Genomic DNA, 16,092 nt, shown 5'->3' with positions numbered 1-16,092 from the left:
GCAACGGGAGACAACATATGAGCGCAGTTCATTTGCAGCAGATCCGCAAGAGCTTCGCGGGCGTCGATGTGCTGAAGGGCGTCGACATCGAAGTGACCGATCGCGAGTTCATGGTATTCGTCGGTCCTTCGGGGTGCGGCAAATCCACCTTGCTGCGCACCATCGCCGGACTCGAACGCAGCGACTCGGGGCAAGTGCTGATCGGCGGCGAAGACGTCACCGAGCTCGAACCTTCGCAACGCGGCGTCGCGATGGTGTTTCAGTCGTATGCGCTCTATCCGCACATGTCGGTGTACGAGAACATCGCGTTCGGGCTGCGCATGCTCAAGTTGCCCGAAGGGCAGATCAAGGAGCGCGTGCATCGCGCGGCGGAAATTCTGCAGATCGGCCAGTTGCTCGAACGGCGTCCGCGCGCATTGTCCGGCGGGCAACGTCAGCGCGTCGCGATTGGCCGCTCGATCGTGCGCGAACCGAAGGTCTTTCTCTTCGACGAACCCCTCTCCAATCTCGATGCCGCGTTGCGCGTGCAGATGCGCCTCGAACTCATCAAGCTGCACAAGCAACTCAACGCGACGATGATCTACGTCACGCACGATCAGACCGAAGCCATGACGATGGCCGATCGCATCGTCGTGCTGAATCACGGACGCGTCGAGCAGATCGGCTCGCCGCTCGAGCTGTATCGCACGCCGCACAATCGTTTCGTTGCGGGCTTCATCGGCTCGCCGAAGATGAACTTCATGGACGTGCGCGTGATGCGCGTCGATGCCGCGGGCGTCACCATCGAATTGCCCGGCGGCGAACCGCTCACGCTGCCGTTCGCGGCTTCGACCGTGAGAGCGGGGGAAACCCTGACGCTCGGCATCCGGCCCGAGCATTTCATCGAAGCAGGCGGCGGCGATATCGACAGCGGTCTGAGCGGCGAAGTCGTGGTGATCGAGCATCTCGGCGGCGAGACATTGCTGCACGTGCGTCTGCCGAACGAACTCGTGATTCAGGTGAAGGGCTCGGGCGAATCGACGGCCGTCGAAGGACAGCGACTGAACGCAGGCTTCAGCATTCGCCACGTGCATCTGTTCCGCGAAGATGGCAGCGCGCTCGAACGCATGCGGCCGGTTGCGGAGATTGCGACTGCCTGACGTAACGATGCGCTAGCGACTAGTCGGGATTACAAATGTTCCAGATTCATTCAGTACAAACTTCAAAACCGGCGTGTCGATAGGGCGCGGTGCGGCATCGTCTAATGTGCGCCAGCCCACATAGGGCGCAACGCGTCACGGATTCGTTACGTAACCCCGAGCGCGGCGCGACGCCTTTCGATACACCCATCGATCGGTGTGAAAGGCCTCATATGACGCGCGATAGCCCCATCTGGCACGACTCCTGCAGCTTCTTCCACGACCAACTGGGAGGGGTGGCTCAAGCATGAACAGAACGACACACGGCTCGCCTGTCGTGAAAGCCGCGCCGAACTCGGATCATGCATTCAGGCATCGCATACTCGATGGCCTCAAGGCCGGAGAATTCTGCATCGCCTATCAGGGAATCTACCGGGTGGACAGCGGTGATCTCGCGCAAATGGAAGCGCTCATTCGCTGGCGTCATCCGGAATACGGCGTATTGCTGCCAGGCGCATTCAGCGAGGCGTTCAAGGACGCCGACATCATGCGCGAACTCACATGGTTCGTGCTCGATACCGTTGCCGCCGAGATCGGAGCGTGGCGTGCACGCGGCGGCGCGCACTATTCGGTCGCGGTGAACGTGCCGCCATCGGTCGCGGCGCTGCCCGGCTTTGCGGAGCGCATGGATGCGATCTGCGGCGCGCATGGCGTCACACCGGATTGCATCGAACTCGAATTGCTGGAGAGCGAGGATCTGGCGCGCATGCCGTCGATGCCGAAGGTCGTACGGCATCTGAAGAACAAGGGCGTAAGCGTTGCGATGGACGATTTCGGCACGGGCTATTCGTGTCTTGCCGCGCTAGGTCCGATCGACTTCGGCACCGTAAAGATCGCGAAGGAACTGCTGGCCGAAGCGCCGCATTGCCCGAACGCGTGCATGGTGTTTTCGTCGGTGCTGGCGCTGCTGACGCGACTGAAAGTGGCGATCGTCGTCGAAGGTGTCGAGACGGCCGCGCAGGCGCAGTGGCTCGCGCAGTGGCCACACGTGCTCGCACAGGGCTTCTTTCTCGCGCGGCCCGCATTCGGCATCGATAACGTGCCCGGCGCGCGTATAGGCCGTGCGATGACGCGGCGCAGAACCGCGCGGCGCGATGGGCCTCGCAGCATCCGGCTCGCCGATGCGGCATGAAGCATTGAAGCGTTTCTGGCAGCCCTCGTAAGCCAGAACTTCGCCGGCGCCTCGAGCGTCGGCGTTTTTTTGCGGATCGCCGGAGCCGGAGTTGTGAGAAGAATTCATGGCCGCGGCGGATGCCGCGCACCGGCCCGCATCCCAGGTGCTGTGCGTTTGATGCGAGAGTTCATTCAGCGTCAGCCTGAAGCGCGAATACGACGCGTATCTGCGTGAAGAGGCTTCATCGTAAAGACCGCTTCCTCGGCCATGACACGTTCCCGCATTCGATACGTTTCAAATCCGCGTACGCGTCAAATCCGTCGCGGGCGCCTTCAGCTTCAACTTGCCGATAGCCGCGCGCGTGGCCGCATCGACCGGCAGTCCCCATCGCTCGAAGAAATCCCTCAAGTCCAGATTCGCCGCGATACACGCGCGCAGCACGAAGGTCTGCACTTCGCGCTTGTCGCCGCCTTCATCCTCCATCAGCGGATGCAGCCGATACGACTTGTGCAGCCGCGCATAGAAGCCGTCGCCGAGCGCGCGGCGCAACTGCTCGTACATCACGAGCCTGATCCAGAGCGCTTCGGATGGCGCGGGGAACGATGCATCGTTCAGAAAATTGCGCGTCGGCTGCGCTAGATAAAGCGCCGCAAGATCCAGCCGGTTCCTCCTGCCGCGCGCATCGACGACTTGCAGCAACGGCGAAGTCATCGGCATGCCCAGACGCTGCAACGCATGCAGCGAATAGATGTTGACCGTCGTCTCCGTCACGCCCGGCCACGTCCAGTCCCATTGCTGATACATGTGGCCTATCTCGTGCCACACGCCCCATTCATCGGTCTTCGCGGGCTGAAGCAAGGTCTCGGCTGCGCTGTTCAACGGCAGGCCGATCATGTAGTAGGTCGCGTACATATACGCGTTCTGCAACTCCGCGTGCGTCGAAATCGCGTCCTGCACGAAATGCACGCGCAGCGGCGAAGGCGCATCGAGCGCGCTTTCACCATCGAGCCCGGACAGTTCATCGTGATAGCCCATGACCCGCTCGACGTAGCCGAGCAGCGTGGCCGGGTCCGCCGCGCCCGCCTTGTCGTACATCGAGCGCGCGACCGTGAACATCGTGCGTCTGGCGGCCATCTCGACGAGCGGCGCATCGGCGTAACGTTGCAGCATCGCGCGCCATTCGACGAGCGTCGTCGTGCCTTCGATATAAAACGGCACCGCCTTTCCGCCTTCGCGCACGAAAACATCGATCGACGTGCGCGGCCGCTCGTTGAATCCGCTATCGACGTATTCGAAGTAAATCAGGCCATCGCGCGACGCGACGAATTCGTTGCGCCCTTCCGTCGCGAGGATGGTTTGTGGATCGCCGGCGGGCTGGCGTCGATAGAAGCCGTTCTTGTTGCCGACCATGACGACGAGGCCATCCGGGCCATCGTCGGCGAGACCGCTTACGTCGATCACGACGGACTCGCCCTTCGACACATACAGCCCCGACGGATGATAGTCGGTCCAGCGAAAGCCGCCGAGCCGGTCCGCTTCGATCGCGTCGGGCGCATAGGCGCTCAGGTGATAGCGCTTCGCCGTGTTGTCGTAAGTGGATTGCGGCGCTGCATCGAGCGTGCGATACGCATGATCGGCGCCTTCGTTGTGGACGGCGTACAGACGCCATTGCCCGGCCTGTGCGCCTACTTCGACGAATGCGCCGTCGCGCAGCGCATGACGCGCGACGACGAGGCCCGTCTTCGTGCCGCTCGCCGCGATGGTTACCGCGTCCGCATCGGCTTCGATGCTCCAGTTCTGCCGCGCTTCGCCCGATGGCGCTTCGAGATCCACGCGCGCACCGAGCGTCACGTATCGGCCGTAGAGCTTCGAATACAGACGATAGCCGCTGCCCTCTTTATCGACGGTCCAGATCTGGCTCGGGGCAAGTTCCGGCGCCCACTTCGCCTGGACGAGCACGATCGTGCCGTCCGCTTGCATGTGCGCGGTCAATGCCTTGAACGATGCGTTCGAGACGATATAGAAGTCGCCCTCGCCGACTTTCGCGCCCGCGCCGTAGGGCACTTGCATCGCGCCCGGCGCTGCCGCAAAACGCGAGACACGCACGGCGTCGTGCGGATAGAAGGTCGGCGGCGCGTAGTAGTGCGATGCCGCATGCGCGTCGCACAACGCGAAGATCAACAGCCACGATCGCCATCGCATGCTCTTTGCCCCGCTGCATCGGCCGTGTTTCCGGCTCTTCGTCGCGAAGTCCGCGGATCAACGCGACGTTGTCGTATCAGCTCGACTGATGACGCGGGATGCGTCCCGCGCCTTCACGCTACGACCGACCGCTCAAGGAGCCGATGCCGGGGCCGGCTTCCCGGCCTTCTGCGCATTGATTTTCGCCTGCGCGTTCTGCAGATTCTGCGGATAGTTCGTCTGTTCGCCCGCCGGGTTGTAGCCGTTCTGCTCCAGTTGCTTCAGTTCGGCGTTCTTCTTCGCGCGTGCCTCCTTGCGCTGGGCTTTCTTGATCTGCTTCGGCGTGGATGCGGCCGTGTCCTGCGCTTGCGCGACGGGCATCGCGACAAAAGCGGCGACGGACAGGGCGAGGACGGCCAACGGTGCGGTGCGTTTCTTCATGATCGATCTTCTCCGAAATGGATGGCGACGGTTGACAACGGCGCTTGCGTGGATCGCGCAAGCAATTCGTGATCCACGCGCGGCACGTTAGCACGGCGCAGGCAATCCGGCAGCGAAGGTATCGCGATCGATCACCGGTCGACGATGCGGCTCAGATTCCCGCGCACGCGTTGCAGCAGCGCGATCAACTGCTCGCTTTCCTGCCGGCTGAAGCCCGCGAGCGCCTCCGACGCGATCTCGTCGCCGACGCGCCGCGCCTTGTCAAGCGCCTTTTCCGCCTTCGCGGTCATGCGGACCTGGCGCTCGCGGCGGTCGTCGGGATTCAGGCGCCGCTCGATCCAGCCGCCCTCCTCCATGCGGTCGAGCAGGCGTCCGGCGGATATCGGCGCGACTTCGAGGAGCCCGGCGAGCCGCGCCTGATTTACTTCCCCGTAATGCGACAGATAGGCGAGCACGCGACATTGCGCGCGCGTGAGATTGAGCGATGACTTGGCCAATACGTCGAAACGATTGCCGCACAGGCGGTCCACGTCCGCGACCAGGAAGCCGAAGCGCTTGTCGAGTTGGGTTTCCATCGCGCGATTATAGGGAAGAGCCTTCGGCGCGTGCAGTCGGCGCGCACCCGGTATTAGACCGAATTGCGCCGCACCGTGTACGCCGTATAATAAGCCTGCTTATCATCACCCTACTTACAAAACCTGCCGTTTCGCGGCCCGTCCATGTCCTCCGAAGTCTCCACGGAAAGCGCCGCGGCGCCCCTGAATCGCGGCATGCTGACGGTCTCGATCATGCTCGCGACGCTGATCCAGACGCTCGACAGCACGATCGCGAACGTCGCGCTGCCGCATATGCAGGGCAGCCTGTCGGCGTCGCAGGACGAAATTACGTGGGTGCTGACGTCCTACATCGTCGCGGCGGCGATCGCGACGCCGCTCACCGGCTGGCTCTCCGACCAGTTGAGCGTGAAGAAGCTCCTGTGCATCTCGATCGCGGGGTTCACGGTGGCGTCGGCGTTATGCGGGCTGTCGGAGACGCTGGCGCAGATCGTCGCGTCGCGGCTGTTGCAGGGCGTTTTCGGGGCGTCGCTCGTGCCGCTGTCGCAGTCGATCCTGCTCGACATCAATCCGCGCGAGAAGCAGGGCCAGGCGATGGCCGTCTGGGGCATGGGCGTGATGGTCGGGCCGATTCTCGGTCCGACGCTCGGCGGCTGGCTCACCGACAGTTACAACTGGCGCTGGGTGTTTTTCATCAACGTGCCGATCGGCGCGTTCGCGCTCTTCGGTGTGGTGACCTTCCTGCCCGCGCAGGTCGCGCGGCGCGCGGTGAAGTTCGACGCATTCGGCTTCGCGACGCTCGGCCTCGCGATCGGCGCGTTCCAGGCGATGCTCGATCGCGGCGAACAACTCGACTGGTTCGGATCGATGGAAATCCGCATCGAAGCGCTGCTCGCGGCACTCAGTTTCATTTTTTTCATCGCGCATACGGCGACGGCCGGTGCGCGCTCGTTCTTCAAATACCAGTTGCTGAAGGATCGCAACTTCGCCACCGGCACGTGCTTCATCTTCGTGATCGGCGCGGTCATGTACGCGACGCGCGCGCTATTGCCGCCGATGCTGCAGAACCTGATGAACTATCCCGTCGCGACAACCGGGCTCGTCACGGCGCCGAGCGGCGCGGGCACGATGATCGCGATGCTCGTCGCGGGGCGGCTCCTGAAGCACATCGATGCGCGTCTGCTGTTGCTGTCGGGCTTCCTGATTTCGGCGCTGGCGCTCTGGCAGATGATGCATTACACGATCGTGCTGTCGGCGTCGGATATCGTGTGGCCCGGCGTGATTCAGGGCTTCGGGCTGGGGCTCGTGTTCGTGCCGCTGTCGGCGCTGACGTTCTCGACGCTCACGCCCGAACTGCGCGCCGACGGCACCGCCACCTACAGTCTCATGCGCAATATTGGCAGCAGTATCGGCATTTCGATCGTGCAGACGCTGATGACGCGCAATACGCAGATCGCCCACGCGGACCTCGCCGCGCAGGTGACGCCGTTCAATCCCGCAATGCAATCGATGCTGTCCGGCGGCTCCATGCAGGACATGGCTATGCTCGATCAGACCATCACACAGCAGGCGTCGATGATCGCGTATCTCAACGATTTCAAGCTGATGTTCGTCGCGACGTTGCTGGTGGTGCCGTTGTTGTTGCTGATCCGGCCCGCGCGCAGCGCTCCCGGTGACGAATCGGTGGCGCATGCGGCGATGGATTGAGGGCGTCAGCTTTGGTCATACGTCCGGCCGATGAACGCCGAGCCTCGTGACAGGCGGCTGCGCAACCCGTCCGCGATGAAGTTTGCCAGCTTCTTCTCGTCTTTCCATTTCGAGGAACGACGCGAGGGATCGAGATCCTGCCGGCGGATGATGGCCTTGAGGACATCGGCGGGCTGCGCGCTCAGCCACGCGCGGAAGTCTTCGTCGCCACGCGCTGCGAGTTCGGCGTGGACGTCGGGGACGTCGATGGCCTTGAGCTTGGCCGACGTTTTCGGACGCGCACCAGAAGGCTTTTCCGGCGGGCGAATCAACGCGTCGAGTTTTGCCGCAAATGCAGGATTGTTCGACGCCTCATCTTCGACCAGGGCGGAAAGACCTTGCAGCAACGCGATCACTGGGTTCAGTGCGGCGCAATGATTTTCACACAGATGAAAGGATGACTAAGTAATATTGCAAGTCAGGATCCGAGAACATCTCGAACCAGACCACGCCCGCCTACGCGCTCACCTCCCCCCGCTCCAGCATCACGCCGAACGCATCGGCGGATAGCGGCATCGCCAGCAAGAAGCCCTGCATTTCGTCGCACATCATGTCCTGCAGCCGGTCGAGTTGCGATCCCGTCTCGACCCCTTCCGCCACCACGTCCATATCGAGCGAATGCGCGAGCGCGATGATCGCCGATACGATCGCGCGCCCTTCCTGCCCGTTCTCGTCGAGTCCGTTCGTGAAGAAGCGATCGATCTTCAACTGCTTCGCGCGAAAACGCTGCAGATAGGCGAGGCTCGAATACCCCGTGCCGAAATCGTCGATGGCGATCTCGAAACCATTCTCCTGAAACGCACGAATCATCTCGATGGTGCGCGGCGCGTCCTGCATCGCCACCGTCTCGGTGATCTCGAACATGAGCTGCTCGCTTTGCACGCCTTCCTCGCGCACGATCTTCATGATATTCCCGACGAGATCCGCCTCGTGCAACTGCCGCGGCGACAGGTTGATCGCCACCTTCACCGGCGGACGCCCTTGCGCACACCAGCGCGCAAGCTGCCGGCACGTCTCGCGCACGACCCAGTAGCCGATCTCCACGATCTGTCCGGAACGCTCCGCGATCGGAATGAATTCGAGCGGCGTCAGCGTGCCGATCTCCGGATGATCCAGCCGGATCAGCGCCTCCGCGCCCGCCAACTCGCCGCTCTTGCCGCGGAATTTCGGCTGGAACAGCAAGTAGAAATGTCCGCCGCTCAACGCCTCGTGCAGCGCCTGCTGTATCTGCAAGGTCCGCACCGCCGCCTCGTTCATGCTCGCCTCGAAAAAGCGATACGTGCTGCGCCCGCCGCGCTTCGCCTCGTACATCGCTACGTCGGCGTGTTTGAGCAGCGACTCGACGCTATCGCCGTCCTGCGGAAAGAGCGCAATGCCGATGCTCGGCATCACCTGCAACGGATGATTCCCGACGAGCAGGCCTTTCTTCATCTCGTCGAGGATGCGCTCGGCCATCTTCTCGGCGTCGGTCGGCGCGTGCAGATTTTCCAGCATCACGACGAACTCGTCGCCGCCCAGCCGCGCGACCGTGTCCCCGCCGCGCACGCAGTCCTGCAGGCGCCGCGCGAACGCCTTTAGCACTTCATCGCCGACCGTGTGGCCGAGCGAATCGTTGATGGTCTTGAAGCCGTCGAGATCCATGAAGAGAATCGCGAAGCGGCTGCCGCTGTGCTTCGCGTGCCTGATCGCGCGATCGATGCGCTCGTTCATCGTGCGGCGGTTCGGAAGGTCCGTGAGCGTATCGAAGGTCGCCATGAGCACGATCTGGCCATTCAGGCGCGACACCGAGCCGGCGAGCAGCGCCGTGCGCGCATCGAAACGCGACAGCACGAGCGTGATGATCAGAATCGCCAGCGTGAAGAGCACGATGGTCGTTGCGAGCCAGTTCGCATCGACGTCGTTGGCCGCGCCGCAGATCGAGCCCGGCAGGAATTCGGCGGCCGCGTTGCCCGTGTAGTGCATGCCGGTGATCGCGATGCCCATCACCAGCGCCGACCCCGCGCGCTTGGCGAGCACGTTCGTCTGATTCGCATCCGAGAGCGTGTGCGCGATCCACAGCGCCGCGCCCGACGCGATCACCGCGATCGCGATCGACGCCGCGAAAAGGCGCGGATCGTAGACGATGGCCGGCTGCATGCGCATCGCGGCATCGCCGGTGTAGTGCATCGACGCGATGCCCGCGCCCATCAGCAGGCTGCTCGCGATGAGGCGTCTCGCCGTCAGCCGTTTGCTCGTGATGACGAAGAGCGCGAAGAACGACACGAGCACCGCGATGCCGAGCGACCCGGCGGTGATCCAGAAGTCGTAGCCGAGCGGAATCGGCAATTCGAAGGCGAGCACGCCGATGAAATGCATCGACCAGATGCCGATGCCCATCGACGCCGCCCCGCCCGCAAGCCAGATGTGCCGCACGCGCGATTGCGCAAGCGAGGCGATGCGGCCCGAGATGTCGAGCGCGGTATAGGAAGCGAGCGTCGCCACGACGAGCGACGCCGCGACCAGCCAGAAGTTGTAGGTGCCGTGCATAGTTGCCGATGGCCGAAGACTCGATTGCGTGAGCGTCTTATCGGCTTACGTGCGGCGATCTTGAGACCCGGATAGCAAATATTCGCGGTGCGCTTCACGCAAACGTCAAAGCTGCGAATCGAGCAGCGCGACCACGCGATCCAGGAGCTTTTCGGCGAGCGGACGGCGGCGCCAGTCATCGAGCGTAATGCGTTTCGCGTGAGCGACGTCGTCGTCGAAAACGGCCGTCTGTTGGCGCGCGAAATCGCGATCGTAGATATTCAGGTTGGCTTCGTCGTTGAGCTTGAACGAGCGGCTGTCGAAGTTGGTCGAGCCGACCGACACGAGATATTCGTCGACGACGATGAGCTTGCAGTGGAACATCGTCGGCTGATATTCGTACATCTCGACGCCCGCCGCTAGCAGGTCGCCCCAGCACGCACGCGACGCCTCGCGCACCGTATGCGTGTCGATGCGCTTGCCCGGCGTGATGATGCGCACCCGCACGCCGCGCTTCGCCGCCTCGACGATCGCGTTGATGGTCAGCTTGTCCGGCACGAAGTACGCGCTCGACAAATGGATGGAGCGCGTCGCGGCGGTGATCGCCATGAGGTACATCAACTGCATGTCGTCGCTGCCGCCCGAGGGTGAGCTGCTGAACATATGGGCGCAGCCTTCGCCCACGGGCTCGATATGCGGGAAATAGGTCGGGCCGTGCAGCACGTTGCCTGTCGCCTTGATCCAGTTGTCCATGAACACCGCCTGCATCTGCCCGACCGCGGGGCCCTCGACACGAAAATGCGTGTCGCGCCAGTGCTTTTCGTCCTGCGCGTGCCCGGTCCATTCCTCGGCGATGCCCACGCCGCCCGTGAAGCCGATGCGCCCGTCGATCACCAGCAGCTTGCGGTGCGTCCGGTCGTTCATGCGCCCGAGCCCGGTCCAGTGCGGCTTGTGATACTGGATGACCTCCGCGCCCGCGTCGCGCAGCATCTTCAGGTAGTGCTTGTCCATTTTCGACGAGCCGACCCAGTCGAGCAGCACATGCACCGCAATGCCCTCGCGCGCCTTGTCCGACAGCGCGCGGGCGATCTCCTCGCCGATCGCGCCCGACCAGTAGATGAAGGTTTCGAAGGTGATCGTTTCTCGCGCCCCGCGGATGCCTTCGAGCATAGACGGAAAGATCGCGTCCCCGTTCACGAGCATGTCGAAGCGATTGCCGCCGATGACGGGCGGCCCGAGCAGCAGACCCATCGAGCGGACGAATTGCGGGTCGTCGCTTGCGTATAGCCGTTCGATCTTGTGCTCGATCTTCTTTTCGCCGCTCGTCAGGTTCGCGATCAGCAGCACGACGACGAGCGTCACGACAACGGTCAGGACAATCAGGGCAATCAGAGCAATCATCGGCATGCGTGGGCCTCGCGAAACGAACATTCGTCCGGAATCATAGTGCAAAGCAGGTTCTGGACCGCGCATGTATTGCCTTATGAGCGCTTCGATCAGCTCTTCGCCGGCATCCAGCCCTGCTCCTGCCCGAGCTTGACGATCTGCTTGGCGATGGTGTCGGCGAGACGCTTTTCATCCGATGACACGCCCGCGCGCTTCGTCTCCGACACGGCGTGCAGCCCGCCCGACACCGCGAGCGAACTTGCGACATGTCCCGCCGCCGCTCCGACGTCGGCCATTTCCGCGACGCCCGGCGCGTGACCGCTGTCGGCTTTCGCGTCGAACTGTTCGAGCAGTTGCGGCGCGCCGTTGGCGGGCTTGAAGACGAGTTGCACGGTCGCGCCGACCTTGCTTTCGCCCGCGCCGAGGCCGATCACCATGCGGCGTCGGCGGTTGCCCGCGTCGATCGTGTCGATGCTGCCAACGACTTCGAGCACGTTCTGGTCTTGCGGCGGCGGCACGTCGGCGCGGATCGCGCGAAGGCCCATCGACTGGAGCTTCGCGACGATCTCGTTCGCGACTTCCTCGCGCGCCGCGACGGCGCCCTGCGCCTGCTTCTGCGCTTGTGAATCGCCGGACATCGCGGAGCCGATCTTCGAGATCAGGCCGTGATTGTCGAGCTTCACGTCGCTTGCATCGCTTGCGAAGGTGTAGACGTAGATGTTGTCGGGACGCACGGCTGGCGTTGCCGCGACGGTCTGCACGTACTGGCCGCCGCCCTGACTATATTGGCCCGATGCCTGCGCCGGATTGCTCGCACAGCCGGCGAGCAGCGCCGTGCCGACGACGAAGCCGGCCAGCACCGCGCCGCGCGCTTTCTTGAAGGCCGCGTTCAGCGACGAAAATTCGATCGAGTGGGACATGTTGCAACTCCGTACCGGCCGCGCCGGGAATCATCGATGTATGGATTCGTGAATGCGTGATACGGCTCTCGGTTCTCGCTGCTGCCTTCGTTCTCGATCACGCTGGCGCAACTATGGACGATGACCGCGACGGAGGCCATCGAGCATTTATGTCGCGGAGTTTCAAAGGCCTCTGATGCCCGCGGGACAAGGCTTCAGCGGTCGAAGAACCGGGCGGTTCGATCGCTTCTTAGCGCCCCGATTCGAACCAGGAGCGAAGCTGCCTACGAATTTCATGCTGCCCTGATGGATCAGACTGGAACGCGTGTCGATGGCCGGCAGAACGCGTAATCCTCGGACAGATAGAAGCCCGTTTCGGGATCGAGATATGCGTCGCCATGACAAGCGCGTTCATGGCTCTCCGAGGACGAGATTGGTCATTTGCAGCATAAGTTTTTAATTTGTTTTCCTAATTATTAAGCTCCTACGTGTCGTTTATTTATTCGATGATGCGCACGACTTCTGCAAACCGGGCCGCTTCTGGCTAACATGCTCGGAACGCGTCGCGCAGGCGCGTCGACGCAACCCGCCAACTCATTCGAAGGAGCAAAGATGGATCTCAAGATCGCCAACAGGCTCGCGCTGGTATCCGGTTCGACGAAAGGCATCGGTCATGCCATCGCGGTGGCGCTGGCGCGTGAGGGCGCGAGCGTGATCGTCAACGGCCGCTCGCAGGCGTCCGTCGATGCGGCGCTCGGGAAGCTGCGCGAGCTCGTGCCGAACGCGCAGGCCGAAGGTTTCGCCGGCGACGTTTCGGACGCTGCGCAGGTCAGCGAACTCGTGAAGCGTTTTCCGCACGTCGATATTCTCGTCAACAACATGGGCATCTTCGATCCGAAACCCTTCGAGGAGATCCCCGACGAGGAATGGCTGCGCTTCTTCAATGCCAACGTGATGTCGGGCGTGCGGCTGTCGCGCGCATATCTGCCGAAGATGAAGGAGAGGAACTGGGGCCGCGTGGTGTTCATCAGCAGCGAAAGCGGCATCCAGATCCCTGTCGAGATGATTCATTACGGCATGACGAAATCGGCGCAGATATCGCTCGCGCGCGGCCTCGCGGAAACTTGCGAAGGCACGGGCGTCACGGTCAATTCAGTGCTGCCGGGGCCGACGAGTTCCGAGGGCGTCACCGAGTTCGTCGAGAAACTGTCGGGCGGCAAGAGCTTTCACGAGTTCGAGACGCAGTTCTTCGAAGAAGCGCGGCCGACCTCGATTCTCAAGCGCTTCATCACGCCCGAGGAGATCGCGAACATGGTGGCGTATGTGTGCTCGGAATTGTCGTCGGCGACGAACGGCGCGGCGTTGCGCGCGGACGGCGGCGTGATTCGCGCGGCGTTCTAGATTTATCGGCCGATGAGTTCGCGCGCCCTTTCCAGCGCCTCGACGATGGCCGCGACGGTTTTCTCGCGCGCGGCTTCGTCGTTCTGTCGCAACGCATACGAAGGGTGATACGTCGCGACAACCAGTTTGTCCCGATACGGCACGACGCGTCCGACATGCGCGGACAGCGTTGCGCGCCGCCCGAAAAGCGCCGTCAACGCCGTCGCGCCGAGCGTGACGATCACGCGCGCGCCGACGTCGTGCAACTCCTGTTCGAGCCAGTACGAACACGCTTCGACTTCCTGTTGCGCGGGCGTCTTGTGCAGACGCCGCTTGCCGCGCGGCTCCCATTTGAAATGCTTCACCGCGTTGGTCAGATAGACCTGCTCGCGCGGCATGCCGGCTCGCTGCATCGCGTCGTGAAGCAGTTGCCCCGCCGGGCCGACGAACGGCTCGCCCTTCAAATCCTCCTGATCGCCGGGCTGTTCGCCGAGCAGCATGATGCGCGCATCGGACGGACCCGCGCCGCGCACCGCCTGCGTCGCGTTGCGCCACAGATCGCAGCGGCGGCAGGTGTCGAGCGATGTGGGCGCGTCGCGTTCCGGCTGCGCGTCTTGCGCCTCGACCTGCACCGCCTTGCCGCCGAGCGCGCCGACGCTTTGCGCCTGCGCGACGCGCCGTGCGCCGCCGCGCGCATCGCTCACGAGTTTCGGAATCAGCGCGCCTTCCGGCAGTCCTTTCCAGAACCGCACCGGCATATGCTGTTCGAGCGCGGATTCGTTCAGGCGCGCCGGGTTGAAAATGCTGCGGTAATAGGTCATCCAGAGCGTTTCGGCGGCATCGGGCGTATCGATCGCATGATCCGATGCCAGCGCACGGCGGCGTTCAAGTTGCAGGCGCTCGCCGTCGAACATCGCGGCTCCGTCAGGCGTCGCGATGAGCCAGGTCGAGCGCCCCATGCGCGCCGCGAAATGCTCCGCGCCCCAGGCGAGCACGTCGTGATCGGGCTCGTACCACGCGACATATTCGGGCGGTCCGAGCGACGCCTCGCGCTGCCGGAAGCGCACGTAGGCGATCATGTCGTGCTGCGCCCGGCGCACTGCCTTCGCCATCTTATAGAGGCGTGCGCCGTCTTCATCGGCGGGCGATGCAACCGCGCGGTCGCCTTGCGCCCAACGCCAAAGGACGCGATAGAGAAAGCTCCAGCGGCGCGCATCGCGGAAATGGGCGGCGTCTTTCAACAGCGACGCGAGTTCGCGTGAAACGCGGATTTGCGGCGCATCCGCAGCGTTTGCCGACGACGCCGCTTCGCTGAACAACGCCGGCTCTGCCTGCGGCGTGCGCCAGTCGATCGATTCGGGCGTGAGTCCTTGCGCGAGCGCATCGAGCGCGGCGGCGCGCCAGGCGTCGAATTCGTCGTCGATGACGATGACGCGCATCAGATCAGCGAAAGCTGCACGGGACCGGTGGCGAGCGCGCGCCGAAGATTGTCGGACGGCAACTCGGCGAGCGGTGGCCGGTAATCCGCCGTCACGACGAAAGGCTTCACCTTGTCCATGCCGCAACGCAGCTTCACGAGATCCTGATAGCGCACGCGCCGCGCACGCCGCAACTCGACGATGCGCTTCGCATTGCGCATGCCGATGCCCGGCACACGCGCGATCATGCGCGCGGGCGCGGCATTGAGATCGACGGGAAAGCGGTCGCGATGCGCGAGCGCCCACGCGAGCTTCGGATCGACATCGAGCGGCAGATTGCCGGCATCGCCGAGCAGTTCGGCGGCTCCGAAACCATAGCCGCGCATCAGAAAGTCCGCCTGATACAGCCGATGCTCGCGTAAGAGCGGCGGCGCTTTCGCCGGCACGCCCGCCGGGCTGTCGGGAATCGGACTGAACGCCGAGTAATACACGCGCTTCAACTGATACGAGCCGTAGAGCGTTTCGGCGGTGCCGAGGATCGTGCGATCGTCGGTTTCATCCGCGCCGACAATCATCTGCGTGCTCTGCCCCGCCGGCGCGAAACGCGGCGCGCGCGGCTCCGCCTCCGACTCCTCGCGCGCGACGCGGATATTGCCCATCGCCAGCCTGATCGTGCGGCCGCTTTTTTCGGGCGCGAGACGCTCGAGACTGATTTCGGTCGGCAACTCGATGTTCACGCTCAGACGGTCGGCGTAGCGTCCCGCTTGCACGATGAGTTCCGGATCGGCATCGGGAATGGTCTTCAGATGGATATAGCCGCGAAACTGATGCTTCTCGCGCAGCGTCTTCGCGACGAGCACGAGTTGCTCCATCGTATAGTTCGATGAACGAATCACGCCGGAACTGAGAAAGAGCCCGTCGATGTAATTGCGGCGATAAAAATCCAGCGTCAGGCCGACGACTTCCTCCGGCGTGAAGCGCGCGCGCGGCACATTGCTCGAGCGCCGGTTGATGCAATAGCGGCAATCGTAAAGACAAAAGTTGGTCAACAGAATCTTGAGCAGCGAGACGCAGCGGCCATCAGGTGTGAAGCTGTGGCAGATGCCTGAGCCGGTGCTGGCGCCGAGGCCGTCGATGCCGCGCGACTCGCGTTTCGGCGCGCCGCCGCTCGCGCATGACGCGTCATACTTGGCGGCATCGGCGAGGATTTCGAGCTTTTCAGAGAGATCCATCTTGCATATGATACTGTATGTATATACAGTATGTCACGAGAGGTGAGGAGTCGAACGC

The 16,092-nt window shown here is 63.3% G+C and carries 13 protein-coding genes; 4 read left to right on the top strand and 9 right to left on the bottom strand.

Annotated elements, in window-relative coordinates; all coding sequences use genetic code 11:
- Positions 1 to 17 precede the first annotated feature (17 nt).
- Positions 18 to 1,139, top strand: coding sequence for an ABC transporter ATP-binding protein (locus NCS28_RS25960; protein WP_250516646.1), 1,122 nt, complete (start codon positions 18 to 20; stop codon positions 1,137 to 1,139).
- 286 nt (positions 1,140 to 1,425) lie between these two features.
- Entirely contained in the window at positions 1,426 to 2,310 is an 885-nt protein-coding gene (locus NCS28_RS25955; RefSeq protein ID WP_250516645.1) for an EAL domain-containing protein, read from the top strand.
- 276 nt (positions 2,311 to 2,586) lie between these two features.
- Here NCS28_RS25955 and NCS28_RS25950 read toward each other — a convergent pair whose 3' ends face one another.
- The 3 genes from NCS28_RS25950 to NCS28_RS25940 form a co-directional block, all read right to left on the bottom strand.
- Complete coding sequence (locus tag NCS28_RS25950) at positions 2,587 to 4,494, bottom strand: M60 family metallopeptidase (protein WP_250516644.1); 1,908 nt, start codon at positions 4,492 to 4,494, stop codon at positions 2,587 to 2,589.
- A gap of 132 nt (positions 4,495 to 4,626) precedes the next feature.
- Positions 4,627 to 4,914 carry a DUF4148 domain-containing protein gene (locus tag NCS28_RS25945; RefSeq protein WP_250516643.1) on the bottom strand — a complete coding sequence of 96 codons (288 nt, stop codon included), beginning with the start codon at positions 4,912 to 4,914 and terminating at the stop codon, positions 4,627 to 4,629.
- A 131-nt stretch (positions 4,915 to 5,045) separates the two neighbouring features.
- Positions 5,046 to 5,489 (bottom strand): MarR family winged helix-turn-helix transcriptional regulator, encoded by a 444-nt coding sequence (locus NCS28_RS25940; protein ID WP_250516642.1) that lies wholly within the window; start codon positions 5,487 to 5,489, stop codon positions 5,046 to 5,048.
- A gap of 144 nt (positions 5,490 to 5,633) precedes the next feature.
- Here NCS28_RS25940 and NCS28_RS25935 point away from each other — a divergent pair, with 144 nt between their 5' ends.
- Complete coding sequence (locus NCS28_RS25935) at positions 5,634 to 7,175, top strand: DHA2 family efflux MFS transporter permease subunit (protein WP_250516641.1); 1,542 nt, start codon at positions 5,634 to 5,636, stop codon at positions 7,173 to 7,175.
- A gap of 5 nt (positions 7,176 to 7,180) precedes the next feature.
- Here NCS28_RS25935 and NCS28_RS25930 read toward each other — a convergent pair whose 3' ends face one another.
- The 4 genes from NCS28_RS25930 to NCS28_RS25915 form a co-directional block, all read right to left on the bottom strand.
- Positions 7,181 to 7,570 (bottom strand): hypothetical protein, encoded by a 390-nt coding sequence (locus NCS28_RS25930; RefSeq protein WP_250516640.1) that lies wholly within the window; start codon positions 7,568 to 7,570, stop codon positions 7,181 to 7,183.
- 100 nt (positions 7,571 to 7,670) lie between these two features.
- Complete coding sequence (locus tag NCS28_RS25925; protein ID WP_250516639.1) at positions 7,671 to 9,740, bottom strand: putative bifunctional diguanylate cyclase/phosphodiesterase; 2,070 nt, start codon at positions 9,738 to 9,740, stop codon at positions 7,671 to 7,673.
- A gap of 105 nt (positions 9,741 to 9,845) precedes the next feature.
- Positions 9,846 to 11,120 (bottom strand): cardiolipin synthase, encoded by a 1,275-nt coding sequence (cls, locus tag NCS28_RS25920; RefSeq protein ID WP_250516874.1) that lies wholly within the window; start codon positions 11,118 to 11,120, stop codon positions 9,846 to 9,848.
- A gap of 95 nt (positions 11,121 to 11,215) precedes the next feature.
- Positions 11,216 to 12,025 carry a DUF4410 domain-containing protein gene (locus tag NCS28_RS25915; protein ID WP_250516638.1) on the bottom strand — a complete coding sequence of 270 codons (810 nt, stop codon included), beginning with the start codon at positions 12,023 to 12,025 and terminating at the stop codon, positions 11,216 to 11,218.
- A 591-nt stretch (positions 12,026 to 12,616) separates the two neighbouring features.
- Between NCS28_RS25915 and NCS28_RS25910 the strand changes: the two genes are divergently transcribed.
- Positions 12,617 to 13,405 (top strand): SDR family NAD(P)-dependent oxidoreductase, encoded by a 789-nt coding sequence (locus NCS28_RS25910; protein WP_250516637.1) that lies wholly within the window; start codon positions 12,617 to 12,619, stop codon positions 13,403 to 13,405.
- Positions 13,406 to 13,407: 2 nt separating this feature from the next.
- On the opposite strand, the gene NCS28_RS25905 is transcribed toward NCS28_RS25910, so the two are convergent.
- Positions 13,408 to 14,823 carry a UdgX family uracil-DNA binding protein gene (locus NCS28_RS25905; protein WP_250516636.1) on the bottom strand — a complete coding sequence of 472 codons (1,416 nt, stop codon included), beginning with the start codon at positions 14,821 to 14,823 and terminating at the stop codon, positions 13,408 to 13,410.
- Positions 14,823 to 16,034, bottom strand: coding sequence for a putative DNA modification/repair radical SAM protein (locus NCS28_RS25900; protein WP_250516635.1), 1,212 nt, complete (start codon positions 16,032 to 16,034; stop codon positions 14,823 to 14,825). The genes NCS28_RS25905 and NCS28_RS25900 overlap by 1 nt, the downstream gene beginning before the upstream one ends.
- Positions 16,035 to 16,092: the final 58 nt, after the last annotated feature.

The organism is Caballeronia sp. INDeC2, assembly GCF_023631325.1.
Classification (GTDB): domain Bacteria; phylum Pseudomonadota; class Gammaproteobacteria; order Burkholderiales; family Burkholderiaceae; genus Caballeronia.
The sequence above is the reverse complement of the archived record's forward strand: the minus strand, read 5'-3'. Positions and strand labels throughout refer to the sequence as shown.

Coding starts and splice junctions, on each gene's coding strand:
- NCS28_RS25935 (WP_250516641.1), top strand. CDS start 5,634: ATGTCCTCCGAAGTCTCCACGGAAAGCGCCGCGGCGCCCCTGAATCGC.
- NCS28_RS25950 (WP_250516644.1), bottom strand. CDS start 4,494: ATGCGATGGCGATCGTGGCTGTTGATCTTCGCGTTGTGCGACGCGCAT.
- NCS28_RS25955 (WP_250516645.1), top strand. CDS start 1,426: ATGAACAGAACGACACACGGCTCGCCTGTCGTGAAAGCCGCGCCGAAC.
- NCS28_RS25945 (WP_250516643.1), bottom strand. CDS start 4,914: ATGAAGAAACGCACCGCACCGTTGGCCGTCCTCGCCCTGTCCGTCGCC.
- NCS28_RS25960 (WP_250516646.1), top strand. CDS start 18: ATGAGCGCAGTTCATTTGCAGCAGATCCGCAAGAGCTTCGCGGGCGTC.
- cls (WP_250516874.1), bottom strand. CDS start 11,120: ATGATTGCTCTGATTGCCCTGATTGTCCTGACCGTTGTCGTGACGCTC.
- NCS28_RS25915 (WP_250516638.1), bottom strand. CDS start 12,025: ATGTCCCACTCGATCGAATTTTCGTCGCTGAACGCGGCCTTCAAGAAA.
- NCS28_RS25940 (WP_250516642.1), bottom strand. CDS start 5,489: ATGGAAACCCAACTCGACAAGCGCTTCGGCTTCCTGGTCGCGGACGTG.
- NCS28_RS25900 (WP_250516635.1), bottom strand. CDS start 16,034: ATGGATCTCTCTGAAAAGCTCGAAATCCTCGCCGATGCCGCCAAGTAT.
- NCS28_RS25905 (WP_250516636.1), bottom strand. CDS start 14,823: ATGCGCGTCATCGTCATCGACGACGAATTCGACGCCTGGCGCGCCGCC.
- NCS28_RS25925 (WP_250516639.1), bottom strand. CDS start 9,740: ATGCACGGCACCTACAACTTCTGGCTGGTCGCGGCGTCGCTCGTCGTG.
- NCS28_RS25910 (WP_250516637.1), top strand. CDS start 12,617: ATGGATCTCAAGATCGCCAACAGGCTCGCGCTGGTATCCGGTTCGACG.